The 20,546-nt window shown below is 68.6% G+C and carries 14 protein-coding genes; 5 read left to right on the top strand and 9 right to left on the bottom strand.

The annotated features are described in order from the left end of the window. Positions 1 to 14: 14 nt before the first annotated feature. Positions 15 to 881, bottom strand: coding sequence for a glutamate racemase (gene murI, locus DFO45_RS05375; RefSeq protein WP_133864076.1), 867 nt, complete (start codon positions 879 to 881; stop codon positions 15 to 17). Positions 882 to 1,027: 146 nt separating this feature from the next. On the opposite strand from murI, the gene DFO45_RS05370 reads away from it, so the two are divergent. Continuing rightward, on the top strand, positions 1,028 to 2,428 hold the full coding sequence (locus DFO45_RS05370; RefSeq protein WP_133864075.1) for a hypothetical protein: 1,401 nt from the start codon (positions 1,028 to 1,030) through the stop codon (positions 2,426 to 2,428). Here the strand turns inward: DFO45_RS05370 and DFO45_RS05365 are convergent. Together DFO45_RS05365 and DFO45_RS05360 are read right to left on the bottom strand one after the other, a co-directional pair. Continuing rightward, positions 2,418 to 3,608 carry a glycosyltransferase family 2 protein gene (locus DFO45_RS05365; RefSeq protein WP_133864074.1) on the bottom strand — a complete coding sequence of 397 codons (1,191 nt, stop codon included), beginning with the start codon at positions 3,606 to 3,608 and terminating at the stop codon, positions 2,418 to 2,420. The genes DFO45_RS05370 and DFO45_RS05365 overlap by 11 nt on opposite strands. Beyond that, positions 3,605 to 3,925 carry a 2Fe-2S iron-sulfur cluster-binding protein gene (locus DFO45_RS05360; RefSeq protein ID WP_133864073.1) on the bottom strand — a complete coding sequence of 107 codons (321 nt, stop codon included), beginning with the start codon at positions 3,923 to 3,925 and terminating at the stop codon, positions 3,605 to 3,607. Before DFO45_RS05360 ends, DFO45_RS05365 begins: the two co-directional genes overlap by 4 nt. Positions 3,926 to 4,179: 254 nt before the next feature. Here DFO45_RS05360 and DFO45_RS05355 point away from each other — a divergent pair, with 254 nt between their 5' ends. Next, positions 4,180 to 11,373 carry a hypothetical protein gene (locus DFO45_RS05355; RefSeq protein ID WP_133864072.1) on the top strand — a complete coding sequence of 2,398 codons (7,194 nt, stop codon included), beginning with the start codon at positions 4,180 to 4,182 and terminating at the stop codon, positions 11,371 to 11,373. Positions 11,374 to 11,558: 185 nt separating this feature from the next. Then, complete coding sequence (locus DFO45_RS05350) at positions 11,559 to 11,777, top strand: DUF3658 domain-containing protein (protein WP_043880243.1); 219 nt, start codon at positions 11,559 to 11,561, stop codon at positions 11,775 to 11,777. Positions 11,778 to 11,890: 113 nt separating this feature from the next. Here DFO45_RS05350 and DFO45_RS05345 read toward each other — a convergent pair whose 3' ends face one another. Genes DFO45_RS05345 through DFO45_RS05330 form a run of 4 tightly spaced genes read right to left on the bottom strand, consistent with a single transcriptional unit; the run spans position 11,891 to position 15,408 of the window. Then, on the bottom strand, positions 11,891 to 12,517 hold the full coding sequence (locus DFO45_RS05345; RefSeq protein WP_133864071.1) for an ABC-type transport auxiliary lipoprotein family protein: 627 nt from the start codon (positions 12,515 to 12,517) through the stop codon (positions 11,891 to 11,893). A 6-nt stretch (positions 12,518 to 12,523) separates the two neighbouring features. Continuing rightward, positions 12,524 to 13,447: an MlaD family protein gene (locus tag DFO45_RS05340; protein WP_012170742.1), complete on the bottom strand. Its 924-nt coding sequence runs from the start codon at positions 13,445 to 13,447 to the stop codon at positions 12,524 to 12,526. Positions 13,448 to 13,460: 13 nt separating this feature from the next. Continuing rightward, complete coding sequence (locus tag DFO45_RS05335) at positions 13,461 to 14,273, bottom strand: ABC transporter ATP-binding protein (protein WP_133864070.1); 813 nt, start codon at positions 14,271 to 14,273, stop codon at positions 13,461 to 13,463. A gap of 7 nt (positions 14,274 to 14,280) precedes the next feature. Then, positions 14,281 to 15,408, bottom strand: coding sequence for an MlaE family lipid ABC transporter permease subunit (locus tag DFO45_RS05330; protein WP_245517959.1), 1,128 nt, complete (start codon positions 15,406 to 15,408; stop codon positions 14,281 to 14,283). A gap of 144 nt (positions 15,409 to 15,552) precedes the next feature. On the opposite strand from DFO45_RS05330, the gene dgcA reads away from it, so the two are divergent. Continuing rightward, positions 15,553 to 16,530 (top strand): N-acetyl-D-Glu racemase DgcA, encoded by a 978-nt coding sequence (gene dgcA / locus DFO45_RS05325; RefSeq protein ID WP_133864068.1) that lies wholly within the window; start codon positions 15,553 to 15,555, stop codon positions 16,528 to 16,530. On the opposite strand, the gene DFO45_RS05320 is transcribed toward dgcA, so the two are convergent. After that, a complete protein-coding gene (locus DFO45_RS05320; protein WP_133864067.1) occupies positions 16,500 to 17,663 on the bottom strand; it encodes an MFS transporter in 1,164 nt (387 codons plus the stop codon). The genes dgcA and DFO45_RS05320 overlap by 31 nt on opposite strands. Positions 17,664 to 17,713: 50 nt before the next feature. Beyond that, entirely contained in the window at positions 17,714 to 18,469 is a 756-nt protein-coding gene (gene tpiA / locus DFO45_RS05315) for a triose-phosphate isomerase (protein WP_133864066.1), read from the bottom strand. 177 nt (positions 18,470 to 18,646) lie between these two features. On the opposite strand from tpiA, the gene DFO45_RS05310 reads away from it, so the two are divergent. Next, complete coding sequence (locus DFO45_RS05310) at positions 18,647 to 20,539, top strand: SurA N-terminal domain-containing protein (protein ID WP_133864065.1); 1,893 nt, start codon at positions 18,647 to 18,649, stop codon at positions 20,537 to 20,539. Positions 20,540 to 20,546: the final 7 nt, after the last annotated feature.

Genomic DNA, 20,546 nt, shown 5'->3' with positions numbered 1-20,546 from the left:
TGATCGGCGCGGCCTCAGGACGCGAGGGCAAACGGCGGCGCGATCACCTCCGGCGCATTCGTTTCCCGCTGGAGGATGCGCGAGACGAGTGCACCGTCCAGGGCCGATCCCGTCGAGACGACCCGCACCGGCTTCGGGCTGCCGGCAAACGCGGTCGGCCCCAGCAGGGAGGCGACGCGGCGGGCGATGGCGGGGGCAGGATCCACGAAATTGACGGGCCAGGGCGCGACACGGCGCAACTGATCGACGATCAGCGGATAATGGGTGCAGGCGAGCACCACCGTATCGGTCCGCCCCGTCTCCGATCGCACGAAGCAGGGCGCGATCTCAGCGCGCAGGTCCTCGTCGTCGATCACGGCGCCGCGCATCGTGGCCTCCGCCAGTTCCGCGAGACGCGGGCTCGGGACCAGCGTCACCTCGCAGGAGCCCGCGAAATCCCGCACGAGGCTCGCCGTATAATCGCGCCGCACCGTGCCGGGGGTGGCGAGCACGCTCACCTTGCGCGTCACCGATGCGGCGCAGGCGGGCTTCACCGCCGGCACCGTGCCGACGAACGGCAGGCCGTGGGCCGCGCGCAGGGTCGGCAGCGCGAGGGTGGACGCCGTATTGCAGGCCACGACCACCAGCGTCGGCCGGGTGGCCGCGATCAGCGTGTCCATCACCGAAGACACGCGCGCCACCAGCGCCGCGTCGCTCAGCGCGCCGTAGGGGAAGGCGGCATCATCGGCGGCATAGATGAAGCTGGCGTCCGGACGGGCGCGGGCCACCTCGCGGAACACCGACAGCCCGCCGAGGCCGCTGTCGAACACGAGGATGGTGGGGCATTGGATATGGAGGGACGGCACGGCAAGTCTCGGAGCCGGAGCAGGGATGTCAGCCATGGCTTATCCTCGGGAGCACGGGCGGGATTGTGGCCGAGGCGCGTAAAAGAAGAATGAGCACAAGCGACAGGTGCCTCATTCCAGCCGATATGGATTGCCATGCGCCCGTTCGGGTCCCTATGGTCCGGCCCGGAGTTCCTGCATTCATGACCGACGCCTTGCCCGCCGCCCCGCCGCTGGCCCGCGTGACGCCCCGCGTGCTGGCGATCACCGCGGCCGGTGTGGTCGCGACGCTCCTCCTGCTGGCCCCGGCTCTGGTGAACGGCTTTCCCTTCCTCTTCTATGACACCGGCGGCTATCTCGATGCGGCGGTCAATCATCTGGTGAAACCGGGACGCTCGACCGTCTATGGCGTGCTGCTGGCCTTGGGCAGCCGCCCGGATTTCTGGCCGGTCGTCGTCCTCCAGAGTGCCCTCTGTGTCTGGGCGCTCGCTCTCGTGATGCGGGTGAACGGCCTCGACAGACGCCCCTTGATGCTCATTGCCCTCTCGGCCCTGCTGACGGTGGCGACCGCCCTGCCCTTCGTTTCGGGCGAACTGATGCCGGACGTGTTCGCGGGCCTCACCGGGCTCGGCCTCTACCTGCTCCTGTGGCGGCAGGAGGATCTGAAGCGCGGCGAGGCGGTGACGCTGGGTGTCGTCATCGCCTTCGGGGGCGCGGCGCACAGCTCGGTGCTTGCCATCACGCTGGCGTGCGTCGGGGCCGCCGCCATCGGGCGCGCGCTGCTGCCACACCGCTTCCCCCGCGCCCACCTGACGCTGCCTCTCCTCGCCGCCTGCGGCGCGCTCGTTCTGACGCCGGTCACCAATCTCGCCCTCGCCGGCCGCTTCGCCGCGACGCCGGGCGGCACCGGCTTCATCTTCGGCCGTCTGCTGGAAGACGGCCTCGTGCACCGCTATCTCGCCGACGCCTGCCCCCAGGCCGGGATCGAGAAGCTTTGCGCCGCGCGGATGAACCTGCCCGCCACCGCGGACGACTTCCTCTGGGACGACGACCAGACCTTCAACGAGATAGGCGGCTTCGAAGGCGGCGCAGCCGAGATGCGTCAGGTCATCGTCGGCGTGCTGCGCAGCTATCCGCTGGAGAATGTCACGCTGGCGCTCAGGGCGGCGGCCCGGCAGATGGTGGCGCTCCAGACGGGCGACCTCATGTCCGAGGAACTCACCGACAGCTACGACGTGATCGCGGATCTCTATCCCCGCTCCAACGCCGCCATGATGGCGGCCAGACAGCAGCAGAACCCGCCCATCGACTTCGACCGCTACAGCGCCGTGCATGTCCCCGTGGGGCTTGTGGCAACGCTTCTGCTGGCAGTGGTGACCGTCGGGGCCATGGTGCGGGGCCGGCGCGATATTGCCCTTCTGACCGGCAGTGCACTCGCCTTCCTGATCGCCAATGCGGCCGTCTGCGGCATCCTCTCGAACCCGCACGACCGCTACCAGTCGCGCATCATCTGGGTGGCAGTGGCGGCGCTGTTCATCGCCGCCATGCGGATCTGGGACGACCGGCGCGGCGGACGATGCGCCCCATGTACCTCTACCGCTTGAGCGGCATCTCCACGACGCTCGCAAGGAAGGCCGTCAGCGCCAGTTGAACCGCCGCGACCAGAGCCGTGAGGCCGAGGATGAGCTTGCGCATGGTGGCGCCGAAAACGAGATCCCCGAAGCCCGCCTGTGCCCAGTTGGACACCGCCCAGATCTGGAAGCCGAGGCCGAGCACGCCGAGCACCAGCGCGGCCCGCAGCACGCGCTCCAGACTGAAGGCGTGCAGCACCCGCTCCAGATCTTCCGACGCCGGAAGGAAGCCGAGCAGCGCCCCATAGCGCCGGGCCACCACGCCGAAGGAGATGGCCTGCACGCCGATCAGCACCGTCATGGCCGCAACCAGGAAGGTGTGGATGTCGAGCCGCAGGTGCGGGGTGATGGAGAGCGGCCCTGGATAGAGTGCCGCAACGCCGGTGCCGCCGAGCAGGATGAGCACGAGGCCGGGATAGAAGAACAGCCAGCGCGGGCTGTAGACGAGCAGGAAGCGCAGGTGGCGCCAGCCATCGCGCCACGTCTTGAGGTGGGGCGGTCGCGACCGGCCGTCCTTCTTCAGCGTGGTCGGCACCTCGACGATGGAAAGCCCGGCGAGCGAGGCCCGCACCACCATCTCGCTGGCGAATTCCATTCCCGACGTCTCAAGCCGCAGCTTGCGGACCGCCTCCGTGTTGAAACCCCGCAGGCCGCAGTGGAAATCCCCCACCTCGATGCCGAAGAAGAGCCGCCCGAGGAAGGACAGCACGGGGTTTCCCAGATAGCGGTGCAGGAAGGGCATCGCGCCCGGCCCGATGCCGCCCTGGAAGCGGTTGCCCATGACGATGTCCGTTCCGGCCCGCAGCCGCTCGACGAAGGCGTCGAGGCGCGAGAAATCGTAGGAATCGTCCGCATCGCCCATGATGATGTAGCGGCCGCGAGCGGCGGCGATGCCGCCCTTCAGCGCCGCGCCATAACCACGCTCCGGCACGGCCACCACGCGCGCCCCGCCAGCCGTGGCGATGGCCTGCGAGCCGTCGGTGGAGCCGTTGTCGGCGATCAGCACCTCGCCGGAGATGCCGCTGCGCTTCAGATAGGCCATGGCCTTGTCCACGCACACGCCGAGCGTCTCGGCCTCGTTGAGGCAGGGCATCAGGATGGTGAGTTCGAGGGGGCCTGAGGCCTCGGCCGGAAGGGGTTCCAGATGGGTCATCCCTGACGTTCCGGCGTGTGGAGCACGAGACCGTCGAGCGCCTCGGTGATCTTGATCTGGCAGGACAGGCGTGAGCTGGGGCGCACGTCGGTGGCGAAGTCCAACATGTCCTCTTCCATGCCCTCGGGCTCGCCCACGGCGGCGCGCCACGCTTCGTCCACATAGACGTGGCACGTGGCACAGGCGCAGGCCCCGCCGCAGTCCGCATCGATGCCCGGCACGCCGTTGCGCACCGCCACTTCCATGGCGGTCGCCCCCACCGGCGCCTGCACCGTGCGGGAGGTCCCCTCAAAGCTGACGAAAGTAATCGCGGGCATTATCAGGCTCTTTTCTGGTCCGGACATGCGGCCGGAAAACGGGTTCTTTGAAAGGCGTATAAACGGATCGGCCAACCGTTTCCAGCGCACCGCGGTACGGCCATTAACGATATCTTCATCTCTATGGCGCGGCCGGTTTCATTCCAAGGCCTCTACACGTTAAGATCAGTTAAGGTAAACCCTCGGCTATGTGCCCGGCCTTGCGCTGAATGCCTTAGACGATGGGCAGCATCACTTCCGGAGACGACGGGCCAATGGCGCGTCCAACCGGCGGCAAAGGCGACGGCGATATGAAGAGCCCGAAGAAGATTCAGGATCCCACCGAGGCCGCACTCTCGGCGATCCAGGAAGCGCTGACGCTCCAGCTCGACGCCGCGGAACCTGCTGCCCCGCAGCCTCCCGGCGCGGATGACCGCCCGGCCCCGACGAAGTCGCCACAGCCAGCCGCCCAGCAGAGCACGCCGCCGCAGGCTGCGGCCCAGCCGCCGCGGGACGCGGGCAACGGCCGCCGCCGCCTCGACGTGGCCGAACGCCGGGCCGCCAATGACGACCGCCAGACCATTGGCCAGTTGCTCGCGGCCCTCCAGCGCCGCTCCTCGCCGGCACCTTACTGGTGGGCGCTGATCGGCTCGGTGGTGTGGATGGGCATCGGCGTCGCGCTGGCCCTCGCCACGCAGCGCGCCGCCATTTCCGACATCTCCTCGCTGCAGGGCGTGATCGAGTCCCCGCTTCTGCTCGCCATCATCGCCGGCATCATCCTGCCCCCCGTCGGCTTCTTCGGCACCGCCAGCGTGGTGCGGCGGACCCGGGATCTCCAGCTCATCGCCCGCGCCATGACCGAGGTCGCCCTGCGCCTCGCGCAGCCGGAGGCCATCGGCACCGAGGCCGTGGTCAGCGTCGGCCAGGCGGTGCGCCGCGAGGTGGCGGCCATGGGCGAGGGCGTGGACCGCACGATCGCCCGCGCCGCCGAGCTTGAAACCGTCGTGCGCAGCGAAGTGTCGCTGCTCGAGCGCGCCTATGAGGAAAACGAGCTGCGCATCCGCAACCTCATCGACGAGTTGCAGGCGGAGCGCCAGAACATCCTGATCCATTCCGAGCGCCTGCGCGAAGGCATCGTGGATGCCGACAAGCTGCTCGCCCACGATGTGAAGGACATTGCCGAGCGCGTGAATGCCTCGGTGTCCGGCGCGGCCGACCGCATCACCAGCCTGTTCGAGGAACGCAGCGCGGCCATCACCGGCGAACTGTCGCGCATCGGCGAGACCGTCATCGGCGCCATCAGTGCCAAGGGCTCCGAGCTCATCGACCGGCTGGAGACCACAGGCGCCGAGATCCGCGGCGACCTGACCCGGTCCAGCGATGCCGTGAGCGCCGCGCTCAAGTCCCGCACCGACGATCTGGCGCAGAACCTCGCCGCCTCGACGGCCGAGGTCACCGAACTGGTGGGCCGCTGGAGCGAGGATGTCCGCGTCAATGCCGACACCGCCCGCGAGACCCTGATCCAGGCCCTTGTCGAGAGCAGCGCCCTCGTCCATGACGAGCTGACCGTGCGCGCGGCCGAGGTCAACAGCACCTTCCGCTCGACCGCCGAGAGCGTCGTTTACGAACTGTCCAACCGCGGCGGCGAGCTAATCCGCAAGGTTCAGGACACCGGCGAGCGCGTGGCCGAAACCATCGCCCAGCGCGGCGGCGACATCGCCGACCGCATCGAGATCACCGGCAGCCGCATCCATGAGGATGTGACCGTGCGCGGCGAAGTCCTCCAGCAGCAACTCAGCGACACCGCCGAGCGCGTGGCAGAGGCGCTGGAGCGCACCAGCGCCGCCGTGACCGACGCCCTTGCGGTGAAGGGCGACGAGATCGCCGCGTCCCTCACCCAGACCGCCAACGAGATGAGCGAGCGGTTCGACGGCATCGCCAGCGACGTGAACAACGTCATGGGCAGCCAGGGCGAGGCCTTCAACAACGCCTTCCGCCTCAATGCGGACCAGATGGTCGCCACGCTCGGCACGAACAGCGAAGCGCTTGAGCAGATGCTCACGTCGCGCCTCTCGGCGCTCGACGAGGCCATCTCGGTGCGCGGCTTCGCCCTCGCCGACCGTGTGGGCCAGGACAGCGCGCTGGTGGCCAAGGCCATCCACGACAGCATCACCGCCTTCGATGCCTCCATCCGCGAGGACGCACCCGAACTGGTGGCGCAGCTCGCCGACCGCATCGAAGCCGTGTCCGAGACGCTTGGCACCAAGCTTTCCGACCTCGACAGTCGCCTCGGCGCCACCGGCGAGACCGTTGCCACCGTCTTCGACACGCGCATCGCGAAGGTGGAGGAGACCCTCTCCGGTCGCAGCGGCGATCTGGCCGCTCTCATCGAGCAGCGCGCGACCGAGTTCGCCGAGGTGATGAGCGAGGGCACCCGCGTCGCGACCGAGGCTCTGGAACAGACCTCGGGCGCCCTGTCGAGCACGCTGGATGAGCGCCTCGCCAAGATCGAGGAAACCCTGTCCGTGCGTGGCGGCGAACTGACCGCCACCATCGAGCGGCAGGCCGCCGACTTCACCGCCGCCATGACGGACGGCACCCGCGCCGCCACCGAGGCGCTGGAGCAGACCTCCGGTGCCCTGTCGAGCACGCTCGACGAGCGTCTGGCCGGCATCGAGGACCTGCTCTCTACGCGCGGCAGCGAGCTCACGGCCGCCATCGAGCAGCGTGCCACGGACTTCACGGCCGCCATGTCGGAAGGCACCCGTGCGGCGACCGAAGCGCTGGAACAGACCTCCGGCGCCCTGTCCGTCGCGCTGGACGAGCGCCTGTCGCAGGTCGAGGAAACCCTGGCCGCCCGTAGCGGCGAGCTGACCGCGGCCATCGAGCAGCGGGCCGCCGAGTTCGCCCAGGCCATGAGCGAGGGCACACGCGCCGCCACCGAGGCGCTGGAGCAGACGTCCGACGCCCTTTCGAGCACGCTGGACGAGCGTCTCAGCCGCATCGAACTCGCCCTCACCGCCGGCACCGAAGCCGTGGCCCAGTCCATCGACGGCCGCGCCGATGCCTTCGTGCAGGCGGTGGCGGAGGGCACCCGCGTCTCGCAGGATGCCTTCGACCAGACCGCGGAAACCATCGTCAACGCCATCGACCAGCGCCTCGTGCGCATCGAGGAGACGCTGGACGAGCGCGCCCGCAGCCTCACCGAGGCCCTGCAGGAACGCGCCATGGACTTCGACCGCGTGGTCAGCGAGGCCACCTCCAGCGCGACCACCCTTTTCGAGCAGACCAGCGGCACTGTGGCGAATGCGGTGGAGCAGCGCCTTGCCCATCTGGAGCAGGTCATCGACACCCGCGCCCGCACGCTCACCGAGGCGCTGCATGACCGCGCCCAGGACTTCAACCGCTCCGTGAGCGAGGCCACCAGCAGCGTCTCGGAGGTGTTCGAGCAGAACAGCACGTCGGTGGCCGCGCTCATCGACGAACGCCTCGGCCAGATCGAGCAGCTGTTCGACGAGCGCACGCAGGGCCTCGAGACCCGTGCGCAGGACTTCACCAAGGCGATGACGGAGAGCACCCGCGAGGCCGCGACCGCCTTCGAGGAGACCGGCGAACTCGTCACCACCGTCATCCAGGAGCGCCTCGCCCATGTGGAACAGGTGCTCAGCGAACGCACGGACAGCCTGACCAGCACGCTCGACGGCCGCGCCAGCGCCTTCGCCGAGGCGGTGGAGAACAGCACCCGCGACGCCAACGCCGCCTTCGAGCAGACCAGCCAGGCGGTGGCGAACGCCATCGGCGAGCGCCTCGGCCAGATCGAGCAGGTTCTGGACGAGCGCACCGTGAGCCTCACGCAGATGATCGAGACCCGCGGCGAAGCCTTCGCCCGCGCGGTCGCCGACAGCAGCCGCGAGGCCAACAGCGCCTTCGAGCAGACCAGCAATGCGGTCGCCGCCGCCATCGGCGAGAAGCTCGGCCAGATCGAGCAGGTGCTCGACGAGCGCACCCACAGCCTGACGCAGATGATCGAGACCCGGGGTGAGGCCTTCGCCCGCGCGGTGGCCGAGAGCAGCCGCGAGGCCAACAGCGCCTTCGAGCAGACCAGCAACGCGGTGGCCGCCGCCATCGGCGACCGGCTTACGCAGATCGAGCAGGTGCTCGACGAGCGCGCCAAGAGCCTCACCGGTGCCCTCGAGTCCCGCGCCAGCGAATTCGCCCGCGTGGTCACCGAGAGCACGCAGAACGCCACCCACACCTTCGAGCAGACCGGCGAAGCCGTCTCCGCCAGCATCGACCAGCGCCTCGGCGAGATCGAGCGCACGCTGGACGAGCGCGCCCGCAACCTGACCGAGACGCTGGAGACCCGTGCCGCCGACTTCACCCGCGCGGTGAGCGAAGGCACGCGCCTCGCCAGCGAAGCCTTCGAGCAGACCAGCGAAGCCGTCACCATTACCCTCGACCAACGCCTCGGCCGCATCGAGCAGACGCTGGAGCAGCGCACGCAGAGCATCACCGAGACGCTCGCCAACCGCACTGTGGACCTCGCCCGCGCCATCACGGACGGTTCGCAGTCCGTGTCGCAGGCGCTCGACCACTCCATGAGCACGCTGGACACCTATTTCGCCAGCCGGAGCAAGGCGATCGGCGAACTCATCGCCTCCCGCGCCGAAAGTGTCAGCGAAGCGATCGGCGCCCGCGCCAACGACATTGCGGCGACCCTCGACGGCCGCGTGCAGCGGATCGAGGATCTGGTCACCGGCCGCTTCGAGAACATCTCCGGCCTCATCGAGGAGCGGGGCCTGTCGGTCGCCGATACGCTGGCGACCCGCATCGAGGCGGTCACCGGGCAGCTCCGCACCGGTGCCAACGAGATCGAGCAGAGCCTGAACGGCCTTGCCGACAATGTGGGCCGCACCCTCAACGCCCAGGCCGAGGGCGTTGCCGCCACCCTGCGCACCAGCGCGGGCCAGGTGGAATTCAGCCTCACCAACCTGTCGGAGAATGTGGGCCGCGCCCTCACCTCCCAGGCCGAGCAGGTTACCGGCACGCTCACCACCAACGCGAGCGAGATGGAGCGCAGCCTCACGACCCTCGCCGATCAGGTGGGCCGCACCATCGGCACCAAGGCGGCGCAGGCTGCCGAGACGCTCAAGACCAGCTCCAGCGAAATCGAACAGAGCATCGGCTCGCTCGCCGACAGCGTCGGCCGCTCCATCGGGACCAAGGCCGCGCAGGCCGCCGAGACGCTCAAGACCAGCTCCAGCGAGATCGAGCAGAGCATCGGCTCGCTCGCTGACACGATCGGCCGCTCCATCGGCACGCAGGCGGAACTCGTCACCATCGCCCTGCGCTCCGGCGCCGGCGAGGTGGAGGACCGCATCAACGCCGCCGCCGACAATGTGACGCGCGCCCTCTCCACCCGCGCCGAGGCGGCGGTCGCCGTCCTCCAGAACGGAACGGGCGACCTCGACGGCCGCCTCTCCGCGCTCGCCGAGCAGATCACCCGCACGCTGACGGACCGCACCGACCGGGCGATCACCACCCTGCGCATCGGCGCCAGCGACGTGGAGGAGCGCGTCGAGCGCCTCATCCAGAACGTTGCCAGCACCATGACGGGCCAGGCCGACGACATGACGGAGAAGCTGAACGCCCGTCTGGCGGAGATCGCCGGCCTCTTCGACACCAAGAGCGGCGCCTTCCTCGGCAGCCTGGAGGGCACGAGCCGTCAGGCGGTGTACGAGATCCGCGCGGCCAACGACCGCCTGCGCGGCGACATCGAGGGCATCCTCGACCGCCTCAGCGGCACCAACGCCTCGTTCCAGTCCGCGATGGGTCAGGTGTTCGAGAACATCGGCACCTTCGAGGGCGGCTTCGCCGACAAGGCCGAGGCCCTGCGCGTGAGCGCCGAGACGATCGGCTCCTCCGCCGAGGCCACGGTTGCCCGGCTCGACGGGCAGGTCCAGAGCCTCAAGGCGGTGGCGGCGAGCACACTCAACGACATCGCCTCCCTCACCCAGCGGTTCGAGAGCCAGGGCCGTCTGGTCCTCAAGGCTTCCGAGACGCTCGGCGAAACCCACGAGCAGGTGGATGCGGTCCTCTCCAACCGGAAGGCTGCCATCGAGGACCTGACCGCGACCATTGCGGAGCGCGTGGCGCAGTTGGAGCAGGGCCTCCAGGCCTTCCAGAGCACCGTGTCCAAGACGCTGGGCAACGCGCAGGACCGCGCCCGCCAGATCGCCAATGTGGTGGCCGACACGACGGAAGCCTCCGCCCGCGCGCTGGACAACCAGCATCAGGCCCTGAGCGCCGCTGCCGAAGCCGAACGCGCCCGCCTCACGGAAGCGCTCAAGACCAATTACGACGCCGCCCTCAAGGACGTGAACCACGTCTTCGAGGAAGGGGGCCGCCGCTTCCTCGACGTCGCCCGCGAGCTGAAGAGCGCCGCGAGCGAGGTGCAGCAGTCCATCGAGCTGGCGCGCGAGGAGATGAAGCGCGGCATCCTCGAACTGCCGGGCGAGACCGAGGCGAGCGCCGCCACCATGCGCCGCGCCGTGGCCGAGCAGATCAAGGCGCTCGCGGAACTGAACGAGATCGTCGCCCGTCAGGGTCAGGCGCTCGATGTGGCCGCGGCACCCGCCCGCCCGCTGCCGCGCGCCACGGCGCCCGCGCTCCAGCCGCCGGCCCGTCCGGTGGAGACCACCCGCGTGCCGGCCGCGCCGGCGCCCCGTGAGGTGTCCGCCCGCGAGGCCTATGGCCCGGCTGCGCCTGTGCCGCAGGGTCCCGTCCATCCCGGTCCGGTGATGCCGGCTCCGGCCACCCAGGCTCAGGCTCCGGCCGGTCCGCCCCAGCGCGAGATCCCGCAGGTGGTGCGCCCGCGGATCGAGGCCCCCGTGGCCGAGGCGCAGCGTCGCCCCGCCCCACGGCGCGAGGATGAGCGCACGGCCGTGACCGAGGCCCGTCCGGCTCCGCGCGTCCCCGAGGCCCGCGCACCGCGTCAGGCGCCGCGTGAGGAAGGCCGTGGCGGCTGGCTGTCGGACCTGCTGGCCCGCGCCTCCAATGAACCGGAGGACGGCGCCAAGACGGCTCCGCAGCGCCAGCCCACCCGCGCCGCACGCCCGCACCACCACATGATCGAGTCCCTCGACTCGCTCTCAGTGGACATCGCCCGGATGATTGATCACGACGCGGCGGTGGAGCTGTGGGAGCGCTACAAGCGCGGCGAGCGCAACGTCTTCACCCGCCGGCTCTACACCATGCAGGGCCAGCAGGCCTTCGAGGAACTGCGCCGCAAGTACCGCACCGACGCCGAGTTCCACGAGACCGTGGACCGCTACATTGCCGAGTTCGACCGCCTGCTGGAGCAGGTGGCGGCCGACGATCGCGGCAACGTGCTGACGAAGACCTATCTGACCTCGGACACGGGCAAGGTCTACACCATGCTCGCCCACGCGGCCGGCCGCTTCGACTGAGGTCCCGCGAGAGTTGAAGCATTCAAGATGAAAACTGGCGGGCGCTCGTATGAGGGATCATACGGGCGCCCGTTTGCATTTGGGGGCATCAGATCGGGCCTCAGGCCTCCCCGTCCGTGCGAGCTCTGGGGGACTGCTAGACACCACGGACGGACCGCAGGGCTTCGGAGGACGCTTTGATCGGCATGGAGATGGACGATCTCATTCTCGCAAGCTGCCATGACCGCTGGCAGAAGGTGGCCATGGTCATCGTCAAGGTGATGGAAAAGACCGGGGAGCTTGGTGAGCGCGGTGCCGAAGCGGCCATCGCCACCCGGATCGAGGCTCTCGCGGACGCGGGGAGATTGGCCGCCGCCGGAGACCTGAAGGACTGGCGCCATAGCGAAATCCGGCTGGCCCGGTAGGCCAATCGGACACAAGCCCGGCCAACAGCCCACTCATGCTCATGCCCCAAAAACAAAGGGCCCGGCGCGTGCTGCAGCGGGCCCTTTGGTTTGAAGAGGCTCAGGACCTGACCTCAGCCCTGCGCGCCGTTGGCCCAGCGCACGAGTTCCATGAGCACCTGATTGCTGGCCTGATCGAGAGCCGTGGTGGCGGAGGTGCCGCTCACGCTCGCAACAGGCACGCGGGCGCTGAAGATGCGGGCCGAGACGATGCGCCCGGTCTGGGTGGCGATGAGCTTGGCGGAGATCTCCACCACCGCGAACGTGCCCTCCGGCAGAACCTTGATGCCGAAACTGCGCACGTCCATGTTCAGCTGATAATCGCCCGTCACACCGTCGCCGGGGCGGGCGACGCGCCGCTGGCGGCTGCTGTTCTCGAAGGCCTGGATGGTGCGGGCCTGAAGCAGTGAGGTGAGGCGGTCGCTCCACTGCGCTTCGGGCAGATAGGTCACCTGCCCCGGCGTCGGCTCGACCACGATCTTCTCGGAATCCAGCACAGCGAGCGCCGTGGGCGTCACCACCACCAGCTGACCATTTCCGCCGCCCCGCGCCGCAAAGCCCGTGGGAGCGGAGAGGTCATAGGTCGGGATGGGCGCGGAGGCGCAGCCGGCGAGCGCAAGGGCGAGAAACACCCCGAGCATGGCCCGCCCGCGACCGACGCCGAAACGCTGCGTCCCCTCAGCCCCACTGTCGCGCATCATCAGGCATCACCGCTTGTTGTATTCCGGGATCGAATTGCCCCCGAAGATGAACTGGCGCGGGTTACGCTCCAGGTTCCGGAAGACGCGCTCGATCTCCGTCAAGGTCCGGCGGCCGTCGGCCGCCAGGGCTTCGTACTGTCTCAGGCCCGGCCCGGTAAAGCGGCTGATCTCGTTGGTCAGCAGCGCCGTGCGCTGGTCGAGATTGTCGGCCAGCTTGCGCACCGCGGTCGCGGCCTCGGTCGCCTGATTGAGCAGGCCGTCCTTGTCGCCCGAGGCGTGCTGGAGGTTCACCACCACCACGTCCACCTTCTTGGCGATCTCGTTGACCTGCGCCACGGCATCCTTCACGCCGCTGATCATGCTGGCGATATCGCCGGAATTGTCAGAGAGTTGCTTGCTGACATTCTCGACATTGGCGACGATCTGCCTGACCTGGTCGGGGTCGATGGCGTCGAGGATGCTGTTGACCTTCGCCACCGTGCCCTGGGCATTCTGGAGCAGGCCGGCCATGCCGGTGCCACCCAGCGCCTCGATGCGCGGAAGTCCGTTGGGGCCGGGCGGGATCGGACCGGCCTTGGCGTTGCCGCCCTGGATGCTCACGGCGACGATGCCGGTGATGCCCTGCGATTCCAGGCTGGCGCGGGCATCGGCGAGAATCGGCACGTCATTGCGCACGCCGATCTGCACCAGCACTTCGTTGGGCGCGCCGGGAACGAGGCCGAGCTTGGTCACCTGACCGACCGGAATGCCGTTGAACAGCACCGCATTGCCTTCGCGCAGGCCGCTCACCGAGCCCTGATACAGGACCTCATAGAGCTTGCGCTTGTCGCTGTCCTTGGGGCCGGCGAACCAGTAGACGAACACAAAGGCCGCAGCGATCACCGCGAGGGTGAAGATGCCGATGACGGTGTAATTGGCCCGGGTTTCCATGCCTCGTCCTGCCTTAGCGCGCTGCCTGAACCGCCCGGGCACGGGCGCCGTGGAAATAAGCGCGCAACCAGGGATGCTGCGCCGCCATCATTGTCTCGATCGTTCCCTGGGCAATGACCTTGCCGTCGGCCAATGCTGCAATGCGGTCGCAGACCGTATGCAGACTGTCCAGGTCGTGCGTTACCATGAAAACGGTCAAGCCCAAAGTCTGCTGAAGGGTGCGGATCAGTTCGTCGAAATCGCCCGCGCCAATGGGGTCAAGGCCCGAGGTCGGTTCGTCGAGGAAGACGATTTCCGGGTCGAGCGCCAGGGCACGCGCGAGGGCCGCACGCTTGATCATGCCGCCGGAGAGTTCCGAGGGCAGCTTTTCCGCAACGTCCGGTTTCAGGCCCACCATCTCGATCTTGGCAAAGGCGATCTCGTCCATCATGCGCTGCGAGAGCCGCAGCGTTTCACGGAGCGGGAACTGGATGTTCTGTTTAACCGTCAGGGACGAGAAGAGCGCACCCTGCTGGAACAGCACGCCCCAACGCCGCTCGAGGGCGGATCGTTCCCGCTCGTTCAGGTGATCGAGATCCTGGCCGAACACCTCCACCTTGCCGGAGGTCTTGGGCACGAGGCCGAGGATGGTGCGCGTGAGCACCGACTTGCCGCCGCCGGAGGTGCCGACGAACCCCAGGATCTCGCCTTTGTAAACGTCGAGATCGAGGTGGTTCAGAATGACGCGCTCGCCGAAGCCGACGACGATGTCGCGCACGCTGATGATCACCTCACGGCTGAGCTGTCGGCGCCGCTGCGGGACGGGAGGAGGGGCTGTAGCGTCCATCGCGGCCTCACATATCGATGGATGCGAAGAAGATGGCGAACAATCCGTCCACCACGATCACGAGGAAGATGGCCTTCACCACCGAGGCTGTGGTGTGCTGGCCGAGCGACTCGGCGCTGCCGCCGACCCGCAGGCCCTCCATGCAGCCGACGACGCCGATGATGGCGGCCATGAACGGCGCCTTGATCATGCCCACTTCGAACTGGGCGAGCGTAATGGCGTCCTTCAGGCGGTTGATAAAGACGTCCGGGGCGATGCCGCCGTAGAACCAGGCGACCAGCCCGCCGCCGATCATCGCCGCCATGGAGCCGACGAAGGTCAGCAGCGGCAGACAGATGATGAGTGCCAGAAGGCGCGGCACCACCAGCACCTCCACCGGGTCGAAGCCCATGACGCGGAGCGCGTCCACTTCCTCGCGCATGCGCATGGAGCCGAGTTCGGCCGTATAGGCGCTGCCCGACCGGCCGGCGATCATGATGGAGACGATGAGCACGCCCAGTTCGCGCAGCACCAACACGCCCACCATGTCGACCACATAGATGTCGGCCCCGAAGCGGCGGAAGTTGAAGATGCCCTGCTGGGCGATGATGCAGCCGATGAGGAAGGTGATGAGGATGATGATGGGCATCGCGCGGAAGCCCACGCGGTCCATCTGGTTGACCATGGAGGTGAATCGGAACGAGCGCGGGCGCGTAAGCACGCGCCCGAAGGCTGCCACCACAGCACCGACGAAGTTCAGCAGCGAGACCGCGTCTTCGGTGATGAGCACCATTTCCCGGCCGATGCGCTCGAACACACCCGGCGGCTTGCGCTCGGGCGGTGGCGGCTCGCGGCCGGTGCGGGTCATCTCCTCGATGAGGACGGAATAAGCGGGATTGAGGCCGACGATCTGCGGCTCCACGCCCTTTTCCTGCCAGACGCGGCGCAGACGCTCCAGCAGCAGGGCCCCGAAGGTGTCCATGCGGTCGAGCCGGGAGAGGTCAATCTCGACCGCCTTCGCCTCGCCATAGTGGGACGCGACCTGCATGACGGCCTGCTCCAGGCTGTCCGCATATTCGGACGTCCAGGCCCCCTGCCCTTCGACCTTGATACGGTCGCCTTCGGCATGGACATCGAGGAGCGAGGCGTCGGCCACTCTGGTCTCCGGCGTGGATCTGGTCGCTTGAGGCACAAGCGTCCCCATGCTCATACTCGCCCGGCCTTCCGGCGTCGAGATGCTGCGGCTGCGCAGCACGCAGCGTCAGCCCGTTTCTTTCAGTGTGAACAGCGCTTTAACCAAATGCCCCAACTCAGTGTCCGCGTCGAACGCTTTCCCATCGCCGGAACCTTCACCATTGCCCGCGGCTCCAAGACCGAAGCGGTGGTGGTGGTGGCGCGGCTGGAGGCGGACGGCCGCGCCGGCGAGGGCGAGTGCGTGCCCTATGCCCGCTATGGCGAGACCGTCGAAGGGACGGTCAAGACATTGGAGGATTTGGCGAAAGCGGTATCTGACGGCCTTGACCGGAAGACCCTGCAGGCCGCCCTTCCCGCCGGTGCCGCGCGAAACGCACTCGACTGCGCCTTCTGGGATCTCGAGGCCAAGACGCACGGCACTCCTGTCGCGAGCCGCCTCGGCCTCGTCCCGCCCGCCCCCTTGGTGACCGCTTATACGCTCAGCCTTGATTCGCCCGAGGCCATGGCCCATGCGGCCAGGGCGGCGGGCCGCCCCCTGCTCAAGCTGAAGCTCGGAGCGGAAGGCGACGAAGAGCGGCTTGCCGCGATCCGCGCAGCCGTGCCGCAGGCGCGCCTCATCGTCGATGCCAATGAGGGCTGGTCGCCGGACACGCTGGAGCCGCGCATGGCGGCCTGCGCCCGCTTCGGGGTCGAACTCATCGAGCAGCCTTTGCCCGCCGACAATGATGCGATGCTGGCGCAGGTGAAGCGCCCCGTCACCATATGCGCCGACGAGAGTGTGCACGACCGTCACGGCCTTGCCGCCCTGCGCGATCGCTATGATGCCATCAACATCAAGCTCGACAAGGCGGGCGGCCTCACGGAAGCGCTTGCGTTGGCGCAGGAGGGTGAGGCGCTCGGCTTCAAACTGATGGTCGGTTGCATGCTGGCGACGTCTCTCGCCATGGCGCCGGCCCTCCTGTTGGCCCAGAAGGCGCAGGTGGTGGACCTCGACGGGCCTCTGCTGCTCGCCCGCGACCGGCAACCGGGCATCCGATACGACGGCGCCCTCGCCTACCCCCCGACGCCCGACCTCTGGGGCTGAAGCGCGGCGGAGGCAAGCGCCGCCAGCAGGCCCACGGCGCCGAGCGCCACAGAGAGATAAAAAGCGTTCGCCCCGAAGGCCTGGAAGAGCGGCCCTGACGCGACGCTCGCTGCCGCCATGGCAAGGCTCACCGTCCAGCCGGCCAAGGACTGAACGGTTGCCGCCCGATGCTCGGGCACGGCGCGGGCCACCAGTTCCACGAGGCCGAGATAGGTGGCGCCAAAGGTCGCTCCATGCAGCAGTTGCAGCGGCAGCAGAAGCGCCAGCGGCAGATCGAACGTCATCGCCCCGAAGCGCACCATTGCCGCCGCACCGCCGATGGCCAGCAACAGAGCCGGCGGCAGGCGCCGCAGCACCCGCGTGCCGAAGTGGAACAGCACGATTTCCGAGACGACGCCAAGCGCCCAGAGCATCCCGATGGTGCCGAGCGACAGCCCCTGCTTCTGCCAGGTGACGGAGCCGAAGGCATAGAGCACCGCATGGCTCGCCTGCACGCTGGCCGCCGCCAGAATGCCGATGACAAGCGCCGTCCGCGCCCGCGGCACGCTGACGTGAAGCCCCGCCGCGGCAGGCGGGCGGGGCATCTCTGGCAGCATCACCAAGGTGAGCAGGAAGGCCGCGTGCCCCGCAAGCATGAGCGGCACGGTGACGCCCGCGCCCGCCGCACCCACGAGCCATCCACCGAGAAGATTGGCGAGGATGAAGGAGGCCGAGCCCCACATGCGGCTGCGGCCATAATCCACGCGCTTGGCCCGCGCCTGCCGGCTTGCATATGCGTCCAGCAGCGGAAAGGACGGATTCCACGCCATGGCGGCGAGGCCGAGGATGAGGAAGATCGCCCCGGCGCCGGAGGCGAGAACCAGCGCGCTCATCACCAGCAGCGTCAGCGCCGCAAGCAGCAGCAGGACCGCGCGCGGCTTGCCAATGCGGTCGGAAAGCCAACCCAGTATTGGCGTCGCGAGAAGGCGGGTGGTCAGCGGAACGGCCAGGGCGGTGCCGATCTCGCCGGGCGAGAGCCCGCGTTCCCCGAGCCAGAGCGGGAAGAAGGGCATGTAGACGCCGAGGGCGAAGAACAGGCCCGCATAGGCGGCCGGCAAGGCCAGCCGAACCCGTTCCTGCCCCTCACCGCTCATGCCGACCTCGGATCCGGGAAATCATGAAGGCCGCGCATGCGGCCCGGCCCTCAGAGATAGGTGCGCGCGATGGCGAGGAAGTCCGCCGCCTTGAGGCTGGCGCCGCCGACGAGGGCGCCGTCCACATCGGCCGCGCCCAGCAGAGCCTTGGCGTTCTCAGGCTTCACGGAGCCGCCATAGAGGATGCGCATGCCGCCCGCCGCCGCGCCGAAGCGCTCGGCCAGCACGGAGCGGACAATGCCGTGGACTTCCGCCACATCGGCCGGCGTCGGCACGAGGCCGGTGCCAATAGCCCAGATGGGCTCGTAGGCGACAACCGTATTGGACGACGTCGCGCCATCCGGCACCGAGCCGCGCACCTGAGCCGCCACGACAGCGCCGTGCTCGCCCGCCCGGCGCTGAGCCTCGCTCTCGCCGACGCAGATGACGGCCACGAGCCCGGCGCGCCAGGCGGCTTCCGCCTTGGCCCGGACATCGGCATCGCTCTCGTGGTGGTCGGCCCGGCGCTCGGAATGGCCGACGATCACCGCCTTGGCGCCGGCATCCGCCAGCATCTCGGCGGAGATGTCGCCGGTATGGGCGCCGCTCGCCTTGGCGTGGCAGTCCTGACCGCCCACAAGGATACGGTCGTCCGCGAGGGTCGCGGCCTGCGCCAGCACGGTGGCGGGCGGGCAGAGGAGCAGATCGATCCTGCCCGCAAGGGCCGCATCATAGCCGGCCGCGATCGCGCCGATTTCCGCCGTGGACGCCTTCAGCCCGTTCATCTTCCAGTTTCCGGCAACGAGGGGGCGGCGTTCGGCGGACATCATCATCTCCAGCTTGCGGTGCCGCCCCGTTAGCAGAGCCGGCCGGAAGCCGCAAACCGTGACCGCAAAAAGGCTGGTAGCAGGGGGCGCGAGCGCCGTTGCGGCCGCGGGTCCCCCTCCCTATGATGCGCGCCTTCCGCGCCGGACCTGCCGGTGCTCCTCGAACCAGACCGAACGATGGTACTCCAGAATCTCCGCAAGGGCGCATCCGGCCTGATCGCCAAGGTCTTCCTCCTCGTGCTGACGGTCAGCTTCGTCCTCTGGGGTATCTCCGGCGTCTTCACCAATTACAGCACCGGCACGGTGGCGGAGATCGGCGGCACGCAGATCTCGACCGACGCCTATCGCCAGCAGTATCTGGACCAGATCCAGCGCATCGGCCGCCAGGCCGGCCGGGCGATCACGCCTGACCAGGCGCGCGCCTTCGGCTTCGACCGCCAGGTGCTGAATCAGATGATCACCGAGGCGACGCTGGACGAGGCAGCCCGCAAGCTCGGCCTCGGCATGTCCGACGCCCTGATCGCGGACAGCATCCGCGACAATCCGGCCCTTCGGCCGCCGGGAGCGACGGCCTTCGATCCCGCCTATTTCCAGCAGCTTCTCCAGGCCAACGGCCTGACCGAGCAGCGCTTCCTCGCCTCCGAGCGCAAGCGCGTCCTGCGCCAGCAGCTCATCGAATCGCTGGGCGGCGCCCGCGCGCCCGAGGTGCTGAAGACGGCGGTGCATAGCTTCGAGAATGAGGAGCGCGCGGTCTCCTATCTGGACGTGACCTCCAGTTCCGTGCCCGCCCCGGCCGCGCCCACGGACGAACAGCTCAAGGCCTATTATGACGGCCACAAAGTGGTGTTCCGCGCGCCGGAATATCGCAAGCTGACGCTGCTCGTGCTCACGCCCGCGACGCTGGCGCCGTGGATCCAGATTTCGGATGCCGACGCCAAGGCCGCCTACGACCGCAACGCCGCCCGCTTCGGCACGGCCGAGCAGCGCGACGTGCAGCAGATCGTGTTCCCCAGTGAGGCGGATGCGAAGGCGGCGCTGGACAAGATCAAGGGTGGCACGAGCTTCGCTGACATCGCCAAGGCGCGCGGCCTCTCCGACAAGGACACCAACCTCGGCCTTGTGGCGAAGTCCGCCATCATCGATCCCAAGGTTGCAGACGCCGCCTTCGCCCTTCCGGCGGACGGCACGTCCGATCCGGTGCAGGGGCGCTTTGGCTATGCGCTGGTGCATGTGACGACGATCGTTCCCGCGACCGTCAAGCCCTTCGCGGAAGTGGAAGCAGGCCTGCGGCGCGATCTCGCTCTGGAGCGCGCGCGGCGGGAGCTTCTGGACAAGCACGATGCCATCGAAGACGAGCGCTCCTCAGGCGCCTCGCTCAGCGAGACGGCGCAGAAGCTCGGTCTCACGCCCGAGGTGGTCGATGCGGTGGACCGCTCGGGCCGAGAGCCCTCCGGCGCCGAGGTCACCGACATTCCCGACCGCGTCAATGTGCTGAGTGCCGCCTTCTCCAGCCGGCCGGGCGTCGACAACGATCCGATCCAGCTGGCGCAGAACGGCGGCTATGTGTGGTTCGACGTGAACGAGGTCACCCCCTCCCGCGAGCGTCCCTTCGACGAGGTGCGCGAGCAGGTGGCGTCCCGCTGGAGCGAGGACGAGGTGGTCAAGGCGGTTGAAGCCAAGGCCAAGGGTCTGCTGACGGAACTCGAGGCCGGCAAGTCCATCGCGGACGTGGCCAGCGCCAACGGCCTTGAGGTCAAGACCGCCAGCGGCCTGAAACGCGGTCGCGCCGAGGGCGACTTCACCACCGAAGCGGTGGCCAAGGTGTTCGGCGTGGCGCTCAACGGCTATGGCGTGGCACTCGGCACCGCCAATGCCGAGCAACTGGTGTTCCAGGTGACGAAGGTGGAATCGCCGCCGAGCGCCAACGACATCCGGATCGACAACCAGCTCCAGCAGCAGGTGGAGAACGACATTCTCCAGCAGTATCTGACAGCCCTGCAGGGCCAGATCGGCCTCACCATCAACCAGCGCGCGGTGCAGCAGGCGGTCGGCGCCAATCAGGTCAACTGAGGGAGCG

The sequence above is a fragment of the Azorhizobium sp. AG788 genome (genome assembly GCF_004364705.1).
Classification (GTDB): domain Bacteria; phylum Pseudomonadota; class Alphaproteobacteria; order Rhizobiales; family Xanthobacteraceae; genus Azorhizobium; species Azorhizobium caulinodans.
This window is presented reverse-complemented; position numbering and strand designations above follow the sequence as displayed.